Raw genomic sequence first — 14,906 nt, forward strand, 5'->3', positions numbered from 1 at the left:
AGCCTGATGCAAAAGCTTCCCGTAACGCTCGAAGATGTCGAGTTCGCCGCCGCACGCATCGGCGAGGCGGTGGTGCACACGCCTTGCCTGCGCTCCGAGACCCTGTCGCGCATCGCCAAGGCCGACGTCTGGGTGAAGTTCGAGAACCTGCAGTTCACCGCCTCGTTCAAAGAACGCGGGGCGCTGAATACGCTGCTGCAGCTCACCGACGAGGAGAAGAAGCGCGGCGTCATCGCCATGTCGGCCGGCAACCACGCCCAGGGCGTGGCCTATCACGCCGGACGCTTGGGCATCCCCGCCACGATCGTCATGCCGTCCTTCACGCCCAACACCAAGGTCGAGCACACGCGCGGCCACGGCGCGCGCGTGGTGCTTCATGGCGACACGCTGGCCGAGGCGGCGACGGAGGCGCATCGCCTGGCCGACGCCCATAAGCTCACCTTCGTCCATCCCTACGACGATCCGCGCATCATCGCCGGCCAGGGCACGATCGCACTGGAGATGCTGCAGGACGCGCCGGAGATCGACACGATCGTGGCCCCGGTGGGCGGCGGCGGCATGATCGCGGGCTGCGCCGTGGCGGCGCGCGGGCTGAAGCCCGACATCAAGGTGATCGGCGTCGAGACCACGAGCTTCTCGGCGATGCACCAGCTGCTCGCAGGCGAGCCGGTGACGGCGGGCGGCGACACCATCGCCGAAGGCATCGCCGTGCGTGACATCGGCAAGACGCCGCTCGCCATCGCCAAGGCCCTGCTCGACCAGGTGCTGGTGGTCGACGAGGTGGCGATCGAGCGCGCCATCGCCCTCTTCCTCGAGGTCGAGAAGACGGTGGCCGAGGGCGCGGGCGCGGCCTGCCTCGCCGCGCTGCTTTCCCATCCGCAGCATTTCGTCGGCCGCAAGGTCGGCCTGGTGCTGTCGGGCGGCAACATCGACACCCGCCTGCTGGCCTCGGTGCTGCTGCGCGGCCTGGTGCGCGACGGCCGTATCGTGCGGCTCAGGCTCATGATCGGCGACCTGCCCGGCCAGCTCGCCCGCGTCTCCGGCCTCATAGGCAAGGCGGGCGGCAACATCGTCGAGGTCCAGCATCAGCGGCTGTTCGGCGCCGCGGTGGCCAAGCGGACCGAGCTCGACGTCACGGTGGAGACGCGCGGCCGCGACCATGCCCGCGAGCTGGTCGAGGCCCTGTCGGCCGAGGGCTTCAAGGTACGGGTGCTGGAGGGGGCGGACGCTTAGCTAGGGCCCGAGCTTGTCGAGGGGAGGCCGCATCTTCAGCGCCGGTGAGACGCCAAAGTTCTGGAAGTATTTCTTCTCGACTTCCTCCTCACTACAGCGCCGGTCGAGCGCCGGATCCCTGGCGTCCTTCGGATAGAAGCGGACGTTGGCCAGCACGGCCTCGACGAACTCGGCCTTTTGCTGGGGCTTGGCATCGGCCGCCGTGAGCACGCCCAGTGCCCCCTGGAGATCAAGCAGCACGGCATAGTAGAGGAAGGGTCGCTGCTCGTCAGAGACGCGGAAGCAATAGTTGACGAGGCTAAGGTCCGCGGCATAGGCCCTGGCGGCCGCCAGCACCGCCTTGAAGCGCACTGGGTCGAGGGGTTGTTGGGCGATGGCAAGGGCTGGCGCCAGCAGGCCGGCGAACAGGAGCAGGCGGAGGGCAACGCGCTTCATGGTTGCGCAGGGTGCCATCGATCCAGCGCCGATTCCAGAATGTCGCAGCGTCATTCAGAACCGCCGCCTTACCACGCAGACCGGATGGGTTTATAGACCCCGCCATGTCCGCCAGCCCCCACTATGTCCCCTCGCCCACGCCCGATCTTGCCCGCATCGAGCGGGCGCTGATCTCCGTTTCCGACAAGGAGGGCCTGGTCGAGCTGGGCAACGCGCTGGCTGCGCACGGGGTGGAAATCCTGTCGACCGGCGGGTCGGCCAAGGCCTTGCGCGATGCCGGGCTGAAGGTCGTCGAGGTGAGCGACCACACCGGCTTCCCCGAGATCATGGACGGCCGGGTGAAGACCCTGCAGCCCGCGATCCATGGCGGCATCCTGGCGCGGCGCACCGACGCCGGACACAAGAAGGCGATGGCCGACCACAAGATCGCGGGCATCGATCTCGTCGTGGTGAACCTCTATCCCTTCGAGGCCACGGTGGCGCGCGGCGCGGACTTCCCGACCTGCGTGGAGAACATCGACATCGGCGGGCCGGCGCTGATCCGCGCCTCGGCCAAGAACCATGACTTCGTGACCATCGTCGTCGATCCGGCCGACTACGCCAACGTGATCGAAGAGATGAAGGCACAGCAGGGCGCCACGACCTTGGCGCTGCGCCGCAAGCTTGCGGCCAAGGCCTATGCGCGCACCGCCTCGTACGACGCGGCCATTGCGAGCTGGTTCGCGAAGCAGGAGGGTGAAGCCTTCCCCGAGCGACTGACCATCACCGCCCAGCGCGTGCAGACGCTGCGCTACGGCGAGAACCCGCATCAGCAAGCCGCCTTCTACTCCGATGGCAGCAAGCGGCCGGGCATCGCCACGGCGCGCGTCGTGCAGGGCAAGGAGCTTTCCTACAACAACATCGGCGACACCGAGGCGGCCTACGAGTGCGTGGCCGAGTTCAAGGAGCCGGCCGTCGTCGTGGTCAAGCACGCCAATCCCTGCGGCGTTGCCATGGCCGCGGACCAGTACAGCGCCTATCTGAAAGCCTATGCCTGCGATCCGGTGTCGATCTTCGGCGGCATCGTCGCCGTCAACACCACACTGGAAGCCAGGACGGCCGAGGACCTTGCGAAGCTGTTCCTGGAAGTCGTGATCGCACCCGACGCAACGCCTGAGGCGCTGGAAATCTTCGCCAAGAGGAAGAACGTACGCGTGCTGCTGGCCGGCACCCTGCCTGATCCGCTGTCGCCCGGCATGACCATGCGCAGCGTCGGCGGCGGCTATCTGCTGCAGAGCCGCGACAACGGCCATCTCGCCAAGAGCGACCTGAAGGTCGTGACCAAGCGCGCGCCGACTCCCAAGGAGCTCGACGATCTCCTGTTCGCCTTCACCGTCTGCAAGCACGTGAAGTCGAACGCCATCGTCTATGCCAAGGACGGCGCCACGGTGGGCGTCGGCGCGGGCCAGATGAACCGTCGCGATTCCTCACGCATCGCCGCCATCCGCGCCGCCGAAGCCGGCGAGCTCGCCAAGCTTCCGCAGAGTCCGGCGATCGGCAGCGTCGTCGCCTCCGACGCCTTCTTCCCCTTCGCCGACGGACTTCTGGCCGCCGCCGAAGCCGGCGCGACGGCGATCATCCAGCCGGGCGGCTCGATGCGCGACAAAGAGGTGATCGAGGCCGCCGACGAGAAGGGCCTGGCGATGGTCTTCACCGGCATGCGCCACTTCCGTCACTGATCCGGCGTCGGGCCCGCCGGCCGATCCCGCTCGGCCGCCCAGACGAGGATCTCATCCAGCGCCGGGCAAAGCGCGAGGCCCCACTCGGTCAGGCAATACTCCACCTTGGGCGGTACCTGGGGATGGACGAACCGACGCACGACGCCATCGCGCTCGAGCTGGCGCAGCTGCTGGATCAGCATCTTCTGCGACACGCCCGGGATCGCCCGTTCGAGGTCGGAGAAGCGATGCCGTGCGCCGTCGAAGAGATGGAACAGGATGACGAGCTTCCAGCGCCCCGCGACGACCTTGAGGGCTCGCTCGACTTCCGCGGCCGCCGTTTGCGGCGTGTAAGGGACGCCGCGGCGATCGACCTTACTTTTGGGTTCGTGCCTTACCTTGTCGTCGGTTCTTGCCATCGCGTCAGCCTACTCCCTAATCCATCGGCTGAAGCATGGAGAGTTCAATGACGACGATGCAGACTGGAGCCGGGCTCGACGGCAAACGCGTGCTCGTGACCGGCGCGAGCCGCGGCATCGGCCGCGCGGTGGCGGAGCGCCTGCACGAAGAGGGCGCCGTCGTGCTGGCCGCGGCGCGTTCGTTCACCGGCCGGGCGGACGGCAATCTCCTTTCGGTGTCGGCCGATCTCACCACCGTGGAGGGTTGCGATGCTGTCGTCGAGAGCGTGCGGTCGCATCTCGGCGGCATAGATGTCATCGTCCACGCTCTCGGTGGTTCTTCGGCGCCAGCGGGTGGCTTCGCCGCGCTCGATGAAAGCCAATGGAGGAAGGAACTCGATCTCAACCTCTTTCCGGCGATCCGCCTCGACCGCGCCCTGCTCCCGTTGATGTTGGCCCAAGGCTCGGGAGCGATCGTGCACGTCACGTCCATCCAGGCGCAGTCGCCCGTCTTCGAGGCGACGCTGGGTTACGCGGCGGCAAAGGCGGCGCTTGCGAACTACAGCAAAGGCCTCTCGAAGGAGGTCAGCCCAAAGGGCGTGCGGGTCGTTCGTGTCTCGCCAGGCTGGACGGAGACCGAGGCCGCCGTCGCCCTCGTCGAGCGTCTGGCAAGAGAAGCCGGCTCGGACTATGCGACCGCGCGCGGCAAGCTCATGGAAGCGATCGGCGGAATCCCGATCGGCCGGCCCAACACGCCTTCGGAGGTCGCCGAACTGATCGCCTTCATCGTATCGCCGCGGGCGCCAACCATGACCGGCGTCGAGCTCCGCATCGACGGCGGTTCGCTGCCCGTTGTCTAGCCGAGGGTCAGTCGAGACCCAGGCTGTCGTAGTCGTTCAGGTCGTACACGATATCGGCGACCATGCGGTTGGCCTTGTCCATCAGGAGCACGTCGTCGTCGACACGCACGTACTCGTAGCCCGGCGGCACCGGTTCGAGCTGTTGCGTGACCACGGGCGGCACCGGTTGGGGGATGACCGCGGGCGGCAGCGGCTGGCCGATGACATAGAGGTTCTTCGCCTGGCCCGGCGGCAGGCAGCCATTGCCCTTCTTGGCCAAACCTGGCGGACAGCGGCCGGCGGAGAATTCGCTGCGATAGTACTGGTAGACGACGGCACGGTCCCGGTCAGGGATGATCACGCGGACCGGCTGGACGACGACCACCGGCGCGCCGCGATCGCCGTGGCCGTGCTTGCCTTTGTGACCTTTGTCTTTGTCCTTGTCGGCCCAGGCCGGTGCCGCGAGCCCCAACAAGAGGGCCGGAATGACCAGAGCCAGCGCACGGCGCATGAAAAAAGCCTCCCTGCGCCATCTCGAACGCGGCGCTTGCCTAAACGTTCCGTTTAAACCGTCCCGACCCGGAAGGCCTGTGGCAGAACAGTGACCTCCAGCGGCAGGCGGCCCACCATCTCGCCGTCGAGGTCGACCAGGGTTTCGACGTCTGAGGCGAATCGGAATGAGGTGCCGCGGGCCGTCCGCACCTTGGGATGGTGCACATGGGCGCCGCTGTAGAGCTTGGGCAGGATTGTCGTCAGGACCTCCAGCCGGGACACGCCGCCCGCCTCGATCAGGTCGAGCACGCCGTCGTCGAAACGGGCGCCGGGCAGCAGCTTCATGCCGCCGCCGCCATTCTCGGTGTTGCCGACCATGACCGTGAACAGCCGACGGGTGCCGGTAGGCACTCCGTCGATCTCGACTGAAATGTCGCGCTGGCGGTAGCCCAGCGTCACGCCAGGCGTCATCAGGAGATAGGCTACTTCGCCCAGCTTCTTCAGCCAGCGCGACTGGGAGGTGCGATGGCTGATGGTGGCCGCGAGCCCCAGGGCCACGATCAGGTAGCCGAAGCGGTCGACCGGCCGGCCGTCGGGTCCCGCGCAGCGCACGCGCATCAAGTCGATCGGCCGGGTGAGCGGGCTGGCGGCGGCATCGAAGGCGCTGCCGGCGACGGCCAGATGGCCGAGCGCCCGACTGAGCTCGTTGGCGGTACCGGCCGGCACCGGGCAGAGCACGGCATCGGGGTAGATCAGGCGGCCGGAGGGCTCGAGCAGGCCGTTCAGGGTCTCATTCACCGTGCCGTCACCGCCCACGGCCACGAAACGGCGGACGCCTCGGGCCAAGGCGTTAAGGGCGAGATGGGTCGCGTGCCCGGGCGCCTCGGTGAACATCGGCTCGACCGGGCCCAGCCGCTTGTCCAGCTCGGCCTGGATGGCCGGCCAGCGGGCCAGCGCCCCACCCTTGCGGGCGGCCGGGTTGACGATCACGGCAACGCGCATGATCCTCCTGTCTACTACTGCCATAAACTGACAGTAGACCTCGCTATGAGGGTAGCGTGTCGCGCGCCCAACGTCTTCTCGACCTGATCCAGGTGCTGCGCCGCCATCGCCATCCGGTGAGCGGCGCCACGCTTGCCGAGGCGACCGGCGTGTCGCTGCGCACGCTCTATCGCGACATCGAGCTTCTGAAGGCCGAGGGCGCGCATATCGATGGCGAGGCGGGCGTGGGCTACGTGCTGCGGCCGGGCTTCATGCTGCCGCCGCTGATGTTCAGCGAGGAGGAGATCGAGGCGCTGGTGCTGGGCTCGCGCTGGGTGCATCAGCGCGCCGACCGCGCGCTCGCCGATGCCGCCGCCAACGTCCTGGCCAAGATCGGCGCCGTCCTGCCGAAGGACCTGCGCGAGACCTTGGACGAATCAGGCCTGCTGATCGGCCCGGGCGATCCCATCGCTGCCGGCGATGCGCAATTGCCCAAGATCCGCCAGGCCATCCGCACCGAGCGCAAGATCGGCCTCAGCTATCGCGACACCAACGGCGCCGACAGCAAGCGCATCATCTGGCCGTTCGCGCTCAGCTTCTTCGAGAAGGTGCGCGTAGTCGTGGCGTGGTGCGAGCTGCGCGAGGACTACCGCCACTTCCGCACCGACCGCATCGTCGTGCTGAACATGACCGAGAAGCGCTATCCGCGCCGCCGCCAGGCCATGCTCAAGGAATGGCGCGAGCGCGAGCTGACCAAGGAAGCCAGCGAGAGATAGCACCTTGCTCGTTTGCGAGGTGTGTCTCGAAGGGTGGCAACCCGCCTTGATGTGCCACCCTTCGAGACCAGTATCCGGATCTGCTGCTGACATAATCTGACAGCTGCCAGGCTTATGATTTTCTCCCAACGATCGAGGAGAAATCCCATGAGCAGGAACTGGTTGGCAGTCGCATCCGCCGAGCATGTCGAGATCGGGCGCAACGGGGGCTTCATGCAGGTCAACCACGGCAAGGCGACGCCGCTGCGCCGCATCCAGCCGGGCGACCGCATCGTCTACTACTCGCCCAACCGCACCTACACGCCGAGCCACGCCCAGCGCGGCAAGGATCGGCTGCAGGCCTTCACGGCCATCGGCACGGTGAAGCAGGGCAAGCCCTACCAGGCCGACATGGGCTTTGGCTTCAAGCCGTTCCGCCGCGAGGTCGCCTGGCACGAAGCGGAGTCCATGTCGCTGCTTGCATTGCAGGCACAGCTTGCCTTCACCCAGGAGAAGAACTGGGGCTACCGGCTGCGCCAGGGCTTGATCGAGATCAGCGACGCCGACATGACGTTGATCGCCGAGGCGATGTTCACAGCAGCCGTGGCAGAACCTCATCGGCTAGCAGCTTGAAGGTGTCGCGGCTGAGCGGCGCACACATCAGGTAGTTGAGCCCGATCTCCTCCTTCAGCCTGGCGATCTGCTCGACGACCGACGCCGGCGTGCCGTGCAGGATCACGCTGTCGAGGTAGTGCTGCACGGGCTCCTTGCCGTCGTAGGTCCGCTGTACGTGCTGGGTCTTCTGACTTGCGTGCTGCGGACCCGCGTAGGAATCGACCAGCCATTGCGCGCCACGGCGCGCGATGGCCTCGGCGTCGGCCTGGGTCGACGCCAGTGCCAGCAGCCGCGCCATCGGAATGTCGCGGCCCGAATCCTCGAAGCCCGCTGCGGCAAGCTTGTCGTGATAGCGCCGGCGCTTGGCGCCGAGTTCCTTCATCGAGGAGTGCGGATCCATCAGGATGGAGAATCCGCGGCTCGCCGCCCAGTCGATGGCAGGCTCCGAGGTCGCCGCCATCCAGACCGGCGGATGCGGTCGCTGCAGGGGCTTGGGCAGCAGCTCGATGCCGTCGAAGGCGAAATGCTGGCCCTTGTAGGTGAGGCGCTCCTCGGTCCAGGCCTTCAGCACGATCTCGACGGCCTCGCGGAATCGATCCGCACTCTCCTCCGGTGGCACGCCGAAAGCATTGAATTCCGAACGGGCAAAGCCACGCCCGGCGCCCCAGTTGACGCGCCCGCCCGACAGCAGGTCGAGCAGGGCGACCTCCTCGGCGAGCCGCAGCGGATGATAGAGCGCCGCCAGCGACACCGCCGTGCCGATGCGCAGCCGCTTGGTGCGCGCAGCGGCCATCACGCCCACCATGTGGACCGAAGGGCAGACGCTGTAGGTCGTGAAGTGATGCTCAGCCAGCCACACCGCATCGAAGCCGGTGCGGTCCATGATCTCGATGCGCTCGAGGGCCCGGGCGTAGACCTCTTCGAGAGGCCCGTGCCGGCCGGGCCAGCTGAAGAATTGCAGAACGCCCAGTTTCATTCGGCCTTGATCCCCGCTTCTTTGACGATGGGCCACCACTTCTCGATCTCGGCCTTTTGCCAGGCGCCCAGCGCCTGCGGTGTGAGCTGGTCGGCGGGTGGGATGTCCTGACCAAGGGCGGCTAGTTTTTCCTTCGTGGCGGCCTCGCCGAGCGACTTCACGACGGCGGCGTTCAGCTTGGCAATGATGTCGGTTGGCGTGCCCTTGGGCGCCCACAGGCCGTGCCATACCGAGACGAGCAGGTCGGGCAGGCCCGCCTCGGCGACGGTCGGCACCTGAGGCGCCGACGCCAGGCGCTCCTTGGCCGTCACGGCGAAGCCCTTGATCGCACCGGCATTGAGCTGCGGCAGCACGTTGGAGGCCTGGTCGAGCATGATGTCGATCTGGCCAGCCAGCAGGTCGCGCAACGCGGGCGCGGTGCCGCGATAGGGCACGAACTGGAAGGACGTGCCGGTCATCCTCTGGAAGAAGATGCCGGAGATGTGCCCCGGGGTGCCGATCCCGCCCGTGCCGGCGGTGGCCTTGTCCGGATTGGCCTTCAGCCAGGCCACCAGCTCGCTGAGGTTGTTCGCGGGCAGGTCCTTGCGGCTCACGATCAGCAGCGGGCCGGTCACGATCAGGGCGACCGGCGCGAAATCGGCCAACAGGTCGTACTGCAGCGCATAAGTGGCGCCATTCAGCACGTAGTGGCTCCACTGGCCGATGCCAAGCGTGTAGCCGTCGGGCGCCGAGCGCGCGACCTTGCCGACACCGATCGAACCGGCCGCGCCCGCCACGTTGTCGACCAGCACGGTGCCGCCGAGATTGGCGGTCATGCGCTCGGACATCACGCGGGCGATGGCGTCGGTCGGACCGCCGGCCGAGGCTGGCACGATCATGGTGACGGGACGCGAGGGGTACGGTTGTGCACTGGCCGGAAATGCCGCGAACAATGCGGCGACGCTCGCGGCCTTCAGAAGCCATCGACGCGGCGGGTTCATTGTTTCCTCCGCCGCGGAGTAGAGCACGCCGCTACAACGGTTGAAACACCGACGCGCCGGATTCAGAGCGAGTGCCGCGTCTCATTCGGGCTTGATGTTTCCTTCGCGGATCACCTTGCCCCAGCGTTCACGGTCGGCGGTGACGAGCGTGGTAACGTCCTGCGGCGGCCCGGCGAGCGGCTCGGCGCCCAGGACGGCAAGGCGCTCGGCCGTGGCCGGTGCAGCCAGCACCTTGTTGATCGCCGCATTCAAGCGCTGCACAACGGCATCGGGCACGCCGGCCGGACCGAGGACGATGAACCATCCCTCAATCTCGGCTGCGGCCAGGTTGAGCTCGCGCAAGGTCGGAAGGTCAGGCACCAGCGCGCTGCGCTTGGGGCTGGTGACGGCAAGGCCGCGCATCTCCCCGCGCTGCACGTAGGGGAGCATGACCGCGACATTGTCGAACATCATCTGGACGCGACCGGCCAGCAAGTCCGCGCGCACCGCGCCGCTGCCCTTGTAGGGGACATGAAGGATGTCCGTATCGGACGTGCGGCGCAGCACTTCGCCGGCGAGATGCTGCGCGGTGCCCATGCCGGTCGAGGCATAGGCGACGGAGCCCGGCTTCGCGCGCGCCATGGCCAGCAGGTCGGCAACGGTCCTCACCTCGAGGCCGGGATGAACCACCAGGATGTAGGGCGTGCGCGCCACCGTCGCGATCGGCGTGAAGTCGCGCAGGGGGTCGAACGACAGGGTGGGATAGAGCTCCTTCAGGGTGGCGTGCGAGCTCGGGGCGAACAGGAGCGTGTAGCCATCGGGCGGCGACTTCGCGACCATCTCCGAGCCGATCATGCCGCTCGCACCGCCCTTGTTCTCGACCAGCACGTTCTGGCCGAGCTCGGTGGTCAGTCCCTGGGCCAGCACGCGGGCAATGACGTCGGTCGCACCACCCGGAGGAAACGCCACGACCAGGCGGATGGAGCGGTCGGGGAATGCCGGAGTCTGGGCGACGCCCGATGCCGCAAGCATGACCATGCTGCAGGCAAGTGCCCACGCGAGTTTCAGCGCATTCATGGTGTCTCTTCCCTCGACGATTCTTGTTATCCGTTCACGAGACCGCGGCGACGGCCTGGAGCATGGATTGCCGGTCGCTGCCGCCGACATCCTGCGTCAGGCGTCCGGACTCGACCTCGCCCTCCAACGAGCAGCGGAACATCACGCGCGGCTTGGTCTGGTCGAAGTCGCCCAGCGCCACGTGGCAGCTGCAGCGATTGTCCCACATCACGACGTCGCCGATGCTCCAGCGATGCCGGTAGACGAACTCCGGCGAGGTGGCGTGGGCGTTGAGCATGGCGAGCAGGCTCTGGCTCTCCTCGTCCGACATGCCGAGGAAGCGGCGGATGCGCTGGTTGACGAGCAACGACTTGCGGCCGGTTTCGGGGTGCGTGCGCACGACGGGATGGACGACCGGCGGATTGCGCTTCTTCATTTCGGCGACGACGGTGGGATCGCGCTGCTCGATGCCGCGGATGAGCGTGACGTCGTGCAGGGCCTCCAGGTCGTCGATCAGCCGACGGATGTTCGGCGAGAGGGTTTCCAGCGCGAGGTAGAGGTTCGCCCACATCGTGTCGCCGCCGACCGGCGGCTTCTCCTTGCAATGAAGAATGGCGCCCTTGGCCGGCCGCGACGTGTAGCTGAGGTCGGTATGCCAGTTGCGGCCCGAGTTATAGGTGCCGGACTTCTTCCCTCCGACCACCTTGTTGGACAGGACGAGGATTTCCCGGTGCTCGGGATGGAGGGTCGACGGCGCTTGGGACTCATGCTGATCGAGCACGCCGAAGCGGCGGGAGAAGGCGATCTGCTGCTGCGGGCTGAGATCCTGCCCGGGGAAGACGAGCACGATGTGCTCCAGCCACGCGTCGTAGATCTGCCGATGCTGCGCGTCGCTCAGCGGCGCCCTGAGGTCGATTCCCGAGATCTGGGCGCCGGCGGCGAAACCGAGCGGCGTAACGGTGACTGCATTCATCTCCTGGTTTCCCACACGAGCTTGTTTGCCGAACCAACTGTTGATCAGTATATTGCTTTTTGTCAGACAAGAAAGAGATTGCCCGCTCATGGATGGTGCTTCGTCGCCGGAAATTCCTCTAGGCAGGCTTGTGAAGCCGCTGTCGGAGCGCTTGGCGGAACGGATTCTGGAAGATGTGATGGCAGGGCGTTTGGCGCCGGGAGAGCGGCTGAAGGAAGAGCTGCTCGCCCAGACCCATGCCGTCAGTCGCGCCACCGTGCGTGAGGCCCTGATCGCGCTGGCGCGGCAAGGCTATGTCGTCCGCATCCCGCGCTTCGGCGCACGGATCGCCGAGTTGTCGCGTCACGACCTCGACGATCTTTTCGAGCTGCGTGCGGCCCTGCTCGGGCTTGCCGCCGGCCGATTCGCGCGGCGCGCCGAGGCCGCAGACGGCCAGATGCTGGAAGCCATGGTCGCCGAGCTGGAGGCCTCCGCCAACGACGAGAGGGTGTCGCCTCAAGCATTCGCCAACCAATCGATCCGGCTGCAGACGCTGCTCACCGATCGATGCGGCAACGGCCATCTTCCCGACATCTACAAGCGGCTGGCGGGCATGGGCACGTGGCAGCTCATCCGAGGCCAGGCGAGCAGCTTCCTCACCATGCCCGGCCGATTGGAGTCGGCAGCCGATTGGCGGCGCGTGGCCGATTGCATTGCGGCGCACGATATCGACGGAGCCGAACGAGCAGGCCGCGCCCTGCTCGAACATTCCGCCGCGCGTGTACGGCAGCACTACAGAGACGCTGCTCGCGAATCGACTTAGCCCTTCATGGTGAAACAGATGACCTCACCCTGAGGAGCGGTCCGCAGGACCGCGTCTCGAAGGGTGAGGTCTTCGAGACGGCGCTTCGCGCCTCCTCAGGATGAGGCGATTTGTTTCGACGGACAGCGCTCTAACGCCTCGCTCGGCGCTCCCGCAGCCGCGTCAGCTGCTGGTCGGCGACAACGCCGATCAGGATCACCCCGCCCATCACCGCGAAGTTGAGCGAGCTCGGGATGCCGAGCAGGTTCACCAGGTTCTGCAGGATCTGCAGCAGGATGGCGCCCAGCACGATGCCCAGGATCGAGCCCTCGCCGCCGCGCAGCGAGCAGCCGCCCAGCACGGCGGCGGCGATGCCGTAGAGCTCATAGAAATTGCCGTGGCTCGCCGGCGAGATCGAGCGCGTGTACATCGCGAGGTAAATCGCCGACAGGCCGGCCAGGCCGCCGCTGATGATGTAGGCCGCCGCCACGACGCGCTCTGTGCGGATGCCCGAATAGCGCGCCGCCTCCTCGTTCTTGCCGACGGCGAACAGGTAGCGGCCGAACACCGAGCGATGCAGCACCAGCGCCATCACCGCGGCCACCACCAGGAACATGATGAAGGAATGCGGCACGCCCAAGGTCCGTCCGGCGGCCAGCCATTCGAGCGTCGGAAAGGACTGGCCGTACTCGAAGCCCGCGGTGCCGTCGTTGGTGTAGTAGCGGGCGACGCCGCGATAGATCAGCAGGCCGCACAGGGTGACGATGAAGGGCTGCAGACGGAGCCGCGTGATGAGGAAGCCGTGCACCGCCCCCAGCACGACGCCGCCCAGCACGACCACGATGGTGGCGAGCCACCAGCTCACCTGCCAGCCCACCAGCAGGTCGATGTAGACCACGCCCAGCAGGGCGAACACCGAGCCGACCGAGAGATCGATGCCGCCGGTGATGATGACGATGCCGGCGCCGAGCGAGAACAGGCCGAACAGGCCGATGAGGTTCGCCGTATTGCCGAGATTGATCGGCGACAGGAAGCGCGGGTTCAGGATGGCGACGACCAGCCCGACCACGAGGATCAGCACCAGCAAGCCAAGGTCCTTCTTCAGCATCAGACAGCCTTCGCTTCCTGCAGGTCGCGCCGTCCCACGGCCAGCCGCATGACATTCTCCTCGCTGAACTCGGCGCGCTCCAGGAAGCCTGCGATCCGGCCCTCGCGCATGACCAGGATGCGATCGCTGACGCCCACCACCTCTTCCATGTCGCTCGAGATCATGAGCACGGCGACGCCGGCATCGGCCAGGCCGCGCATCAGCTTATAGATCTCCGACTTCGAGCCGACATCGATGCCGCGCGTCGGCTCGTCGAAGATCACGACCCGCGGCGTCATCGACAGCCACTTGGCCAAAACAACTTTCTGCTGGTTGCCGCCCGACAAGGTGCCGACCAGCGTATCGATCGAGGCGGTCCTGATGTCGAGCGCCGTGCGGCGCTCATCGGCGTTGCGGCGCTCCACCCCGCTGCGGACGATCAGGCCCGTGGCGAAGGCCCTGAGGTTGGCCAGCGAGACGTTCTCCTTCACCGAGAAGTCGAGCACCAGGCCGGACCGCTTGCGGTCCTCGGGCACCAGGAAGATGCCGTGATCGATGGCGTCGCGCGGTGTCCGGACGGCGATCCGGTGGCCATCGAGGGAGAGCTCGCCGCTTACCGGCCGGTCGACGCCGAACAGGACGCGGGCCAGCTCGGTCCGGCCGGCGCCCACCAGCCCCGCCATGCCTAGAATCTCGCCGGCGCGCAGGGCGAGGTCGATGGCGTGCTCGGGGTGCGCCGGCGTCCTGAGGCCCGCGATCTCGAGCACCGTCTCGCCCGGTGCGCGCTCGGCCGGAACACGCAGGGATTTCAGGTCACGGCCGATCATCATGCGGATCATGACGTCGTGGTCGATCTCGTCCTTCGCCAGCTCGCCGACGACGGCGCCGTCGCGCAGCACCACGACGCGGTCGGCGCACTGCTCGACCTCGACCAGGCGGTGGGAGATGAAGATCACGGCGACGCCGCCCGCCTTGAGCTCGGCGATCACCTTCAGGAGCCGCGCTGTCTCGGAGGCCGTGAGGCTGGACGTCGGCTCGTCCATGATCACGACGCGCGCCTCGAGCGACAATGCCTTGGCGATCTCGACGAGCTGGCGCTGGGCGAGCGACAGGTTGGCGACCGGCGTGTCGGCGTGGAAGTCGACGCCAAGCCGCTGCAGCAGCGGCGTCACCCGCGCCTCGAGGGCCGCCCGGTCGATCAGCTTGAGCGGACCGGCGAAGACCGGTTCGCGGCCGATCATGACGTTGGCAGCGACGTCGAGATTGTCGAACAGGTTGAGCTCCTGGTGCACGAAGGCGATGCCGGCCGCCATGGAACCGGCAACGGTGAGCGCGCGGTGCTCGACGCCGTCGATGCGGATCGTGCCGTCGCTCGGTTCGACGACGCCGCCCAGGATCTTCATCAGGGTCGACTTGCCGGCGCCGTTCTCGCCGATCAGCGCCACGACCTCGCCGCGCACGACGCCGAGGCTCACGCGATCGAGCGCCTTCACGCCGGGATAGGTCTTGCTGACCGAGGCTAGTTCGAGGAGCGGTGGGGTCACGGCGTCCAGTCTAATCTTGCCGGACCGCCGGCCTCCAGGCCCGCATCATGCTCTTCCGGACCGCGCGCATCCTGCGCGCTCATGA

Annotated in this window: 16 protein-coding genes; 6 read left to right on the top strand and 10 right to left on the bottom strand. The window is 67.2% G+C overall.

Translation table 11 applies throughout. The features are described 5' to 3' along the window. The first annotated feature begins 6 nt into the window (after positions 1 to 6). Positions 7 to 1,233: a threonine ammonia-lyase gene (locus tag RSO01_RS35280; RefSeq protein ID WP_147155297.1), complete on the top strand. Its 1,227-nt coding sequence runs from the start codon at positions 7 to 9 to the stop codon at positions 1,231 to 1,233. Here the strand turns inward: RSO01_RS35280 and RSO01_RS35285 are convergent, their stop codons facing one another. Continuing rightward, positions 1,234 to 1,668, bottom strand: a complete 435-nt coding sequence (locus tag RSO01_RS35285) for a hypothetical protein (RefSeq protein ID WP_147155298.1) — start codon at positions 1,666 to 1,668, stop codon at positions 1,234 to 1,236. 104 nt (positions 1,669 to 1,772) lie between these two features. On the opposite strand from RSO01_RS35285, the gene purH reads away from it, so the two are divergent. Next, positions 1,773 to 3,386: a bifunctional phosphoribosylaminoimidazolecarboxamide formyltransferase/IMP cyclohydrolase gene (gene purH / locus RSO01_RS35290; protein WP_147155299.1), complete on the top strand. Its 1,614-nt coding sequence runs from the start codon at positions 1,773 to 1,775 to the stop codon at positions 3,384 to 3,386. On the opposite strand, the gene RSO01_RS35295 is transcribed toward purH, so the two are convergent. After that, positions 3,380 to 3,784: a winged helix-turn-helix transcriptional regulator gene (locus RSO01_RS35295; RefSeq protein ID WP_147155300.1), complete on the bottom strand. Its 405-nt coding sequence runs from the start codon at positions 3,782 to 3,784 to the stop codon at positions 3,380 to 3,382. The two genes, purH and RSO01_RS35295, sit on opposite strands and share 7 nt — an antisense overlap. Positions 3,785 to 3,840: 56 nt before the next feature. Here RSO01_RS35295 and RSO01_RS35300 point away from each other — a divergent pair, with 56 nt between their 5' ends. Then, positions 3,841 to 4,623, top strand: coding sequence for an SDR family oxidoreductase (locus RSO01_RS35300; RefSeq protein WP_147155313.1), 783 nt, complete (start codon positions 3,841 to 3,843; stop codon positions 4,621 to 4,623). Between the two features lie 7 nt (positions 4,624 to 4,630). Here RSO01_RS35300 and RSO01_RS35305 read toward each other — a convergent pair whose 3' ends face one another. Together RSO01_RS35305 and RSO01_RS35310 are read right to left on the bottom strand one after the other, a co-directional pair. Beyond that, positions 4,631 to 5,113, bottom strand: coding sequence for a hypothetical protein (locus RSO01_RS35305; protein ID WP_174825977.1), 483 nt, complete (start codon positions 5,111 to 5,113; stop codon positions 4,631 to 4,633). Between the two features lie 53 nt (positions 5,114 to 5,166). After that, positions 5,167 to 6,096: a diacylglycerol/lipid kinase family protein gene (locus tag RSO01_RS35310; RefSeq protein WP_170303599.1), complete on the bottom strand. Its 930-nt coding sequence runs from the start codon at positions 6,094 to 6,096 to the stop codon at positions 5,167 to 5,169. A gap of 56 nt (positions 6,097 to 6,152) precedes the next feature. On the opposite strand from RSO01_RS35310, the gene RSO01_RS35315 reads away from it, so the two are divergent. Both RSO01_RS35315 and RSO01_RS35320 read left to right on the top strand, forming a co-directional pair. Next, entirely contained in the window at positions 6,153 to 6,851 is a 699-nt protein-coding gene (locus RSO01_RS35315; protein WP_147155302.1) for a helix-turn-helix transcriptional regulator, read from the top strand. Positions 6,852 to 6,998: 147 nt separating this feature from the next. Continuing rightward, positions 6,999 to 7,463 carry an EVE domain-containing protein gene (locus tag RSO01_RS35320; protein ID WP_147155303.1) on the top strand — a complete coding sequence of 155 codons (465 nt, stop codon included), beginning with the start codon at positions 6,999 to 7,001 and terminating at the stop codon, positions 7,461 to 7,463. Here RSO01_RS35320 and RSO01_RS35325 read toward each other — a convergent pair. From RSO01_RS35325 to RSO01_RS35340, 4 genes are all read right to left on the bottom strand, one after another. After that, complete coding sequence (locus tag RSO01_RS35325) at positions 7,423 to 8,421, bottom strand: LLM class flavin-dependent oxidoreductase (RefSeq protein ID WP_147155304.1); 999 nt, start codon at positions 8,419 to 8,421, stop codon at positions 7,423 to 7,425. The genes RSO01_RS35320 and RSO01_RS35325 overlap by 41 nt on opposite strands. Beyond that, positions 8,418 to 9,401, bottom strand: coding sequence for a tripartite tricarboxylate transporter substrate-binding protein (locus tag RSO01_RS35330; RefSeq protein ID WP_147155305.1), 984 nt, complete (start codon positions 9,399 to 9,401; stop codon positions 8,418 to 8,420). The genes RSO01_RS35325 and RSO01_RS35330 overlap by 4 nt, the downstream gene beginning before the upstream one ends. 81 nt (positions 9,402 to 9,482) lie before the next feature. After that, a complete protein-coding gene (locus RSO01_RS35335; protein ID WP_170303600.1) occupies positions 9,483 to 10,457 on the bottom strand; it encodes a tripartite tricarboxylate transporter substrate binding protein in 975 nt (324 codons plus the stop codon). A gap of 34 nt (positions 10,458 to 10,491) precedes the next feature. Beyond that, a complete protein-coding gene (locus RSO01_RS35340) occupies positions 10,492 to 11,409 on the bottom strand; it encodes a TauD/TfdA dioxygenase family protein (RefSeq protein ID WP_147155307.1) in 918 nt (305 codons plus the stop codon). 88 nt (positions 11,410 to 11,497) lie between these two features. Between RSO01_RS35340 and RSO01_RS35345 the strand changes: the two genes are divergently transcribed. After that, positions 11,498 to 12,211, top strand: a complete 714-nt coding sequence (locus RSO01_RS35345) for a GntR family transcriptional regulator (RefSeq protein WP_147155308.1) — start codon at positions 11,498 to 11,500, stop codon at positions 12,209 to 12,211. Positions 12,212 to 12,341: 130 nt separating this feature from the next. On the opposite strand, the gene RSO01_RS35350 is transcribed toward RSO01_RS35345, so the two are convergent. Continuing rightward, a complete protein-coding gene (locus tag RSO01_RS35350) occupies positions 12,342 to 13,298 on the bottom strand; it encodes an ABC transporter permease (protein WP_147155309.1) in 957 nt (318 codons plus the stop codon). Beyond that, positions 13,298 to 14,830, bottom strand: coding sequence for a sugar ABC transporter ATP-binding protein (locus RSO01_RS35355; protein ID WP_373867974.1), 1,533 nt, complete (start codon positions 14,828 to 14,830; stop codon positions 13,298 to 13,300). Before RSO01_RS35355 ends, RSO01_RS35350 begins: the two co-directional genes overlap by 1 nt. Positions 14,831 to 14,906 lie beyond the last annotated feature (76 nt).

The organism is Reyranella soli (genome assembly GCF_007992495.1).
Lineage (GTDB): Bacteria > Pseudomonadota > Alphaproteobacteria > Reyranellales > Reyranellaceae > Reyranella > Reyranella soli.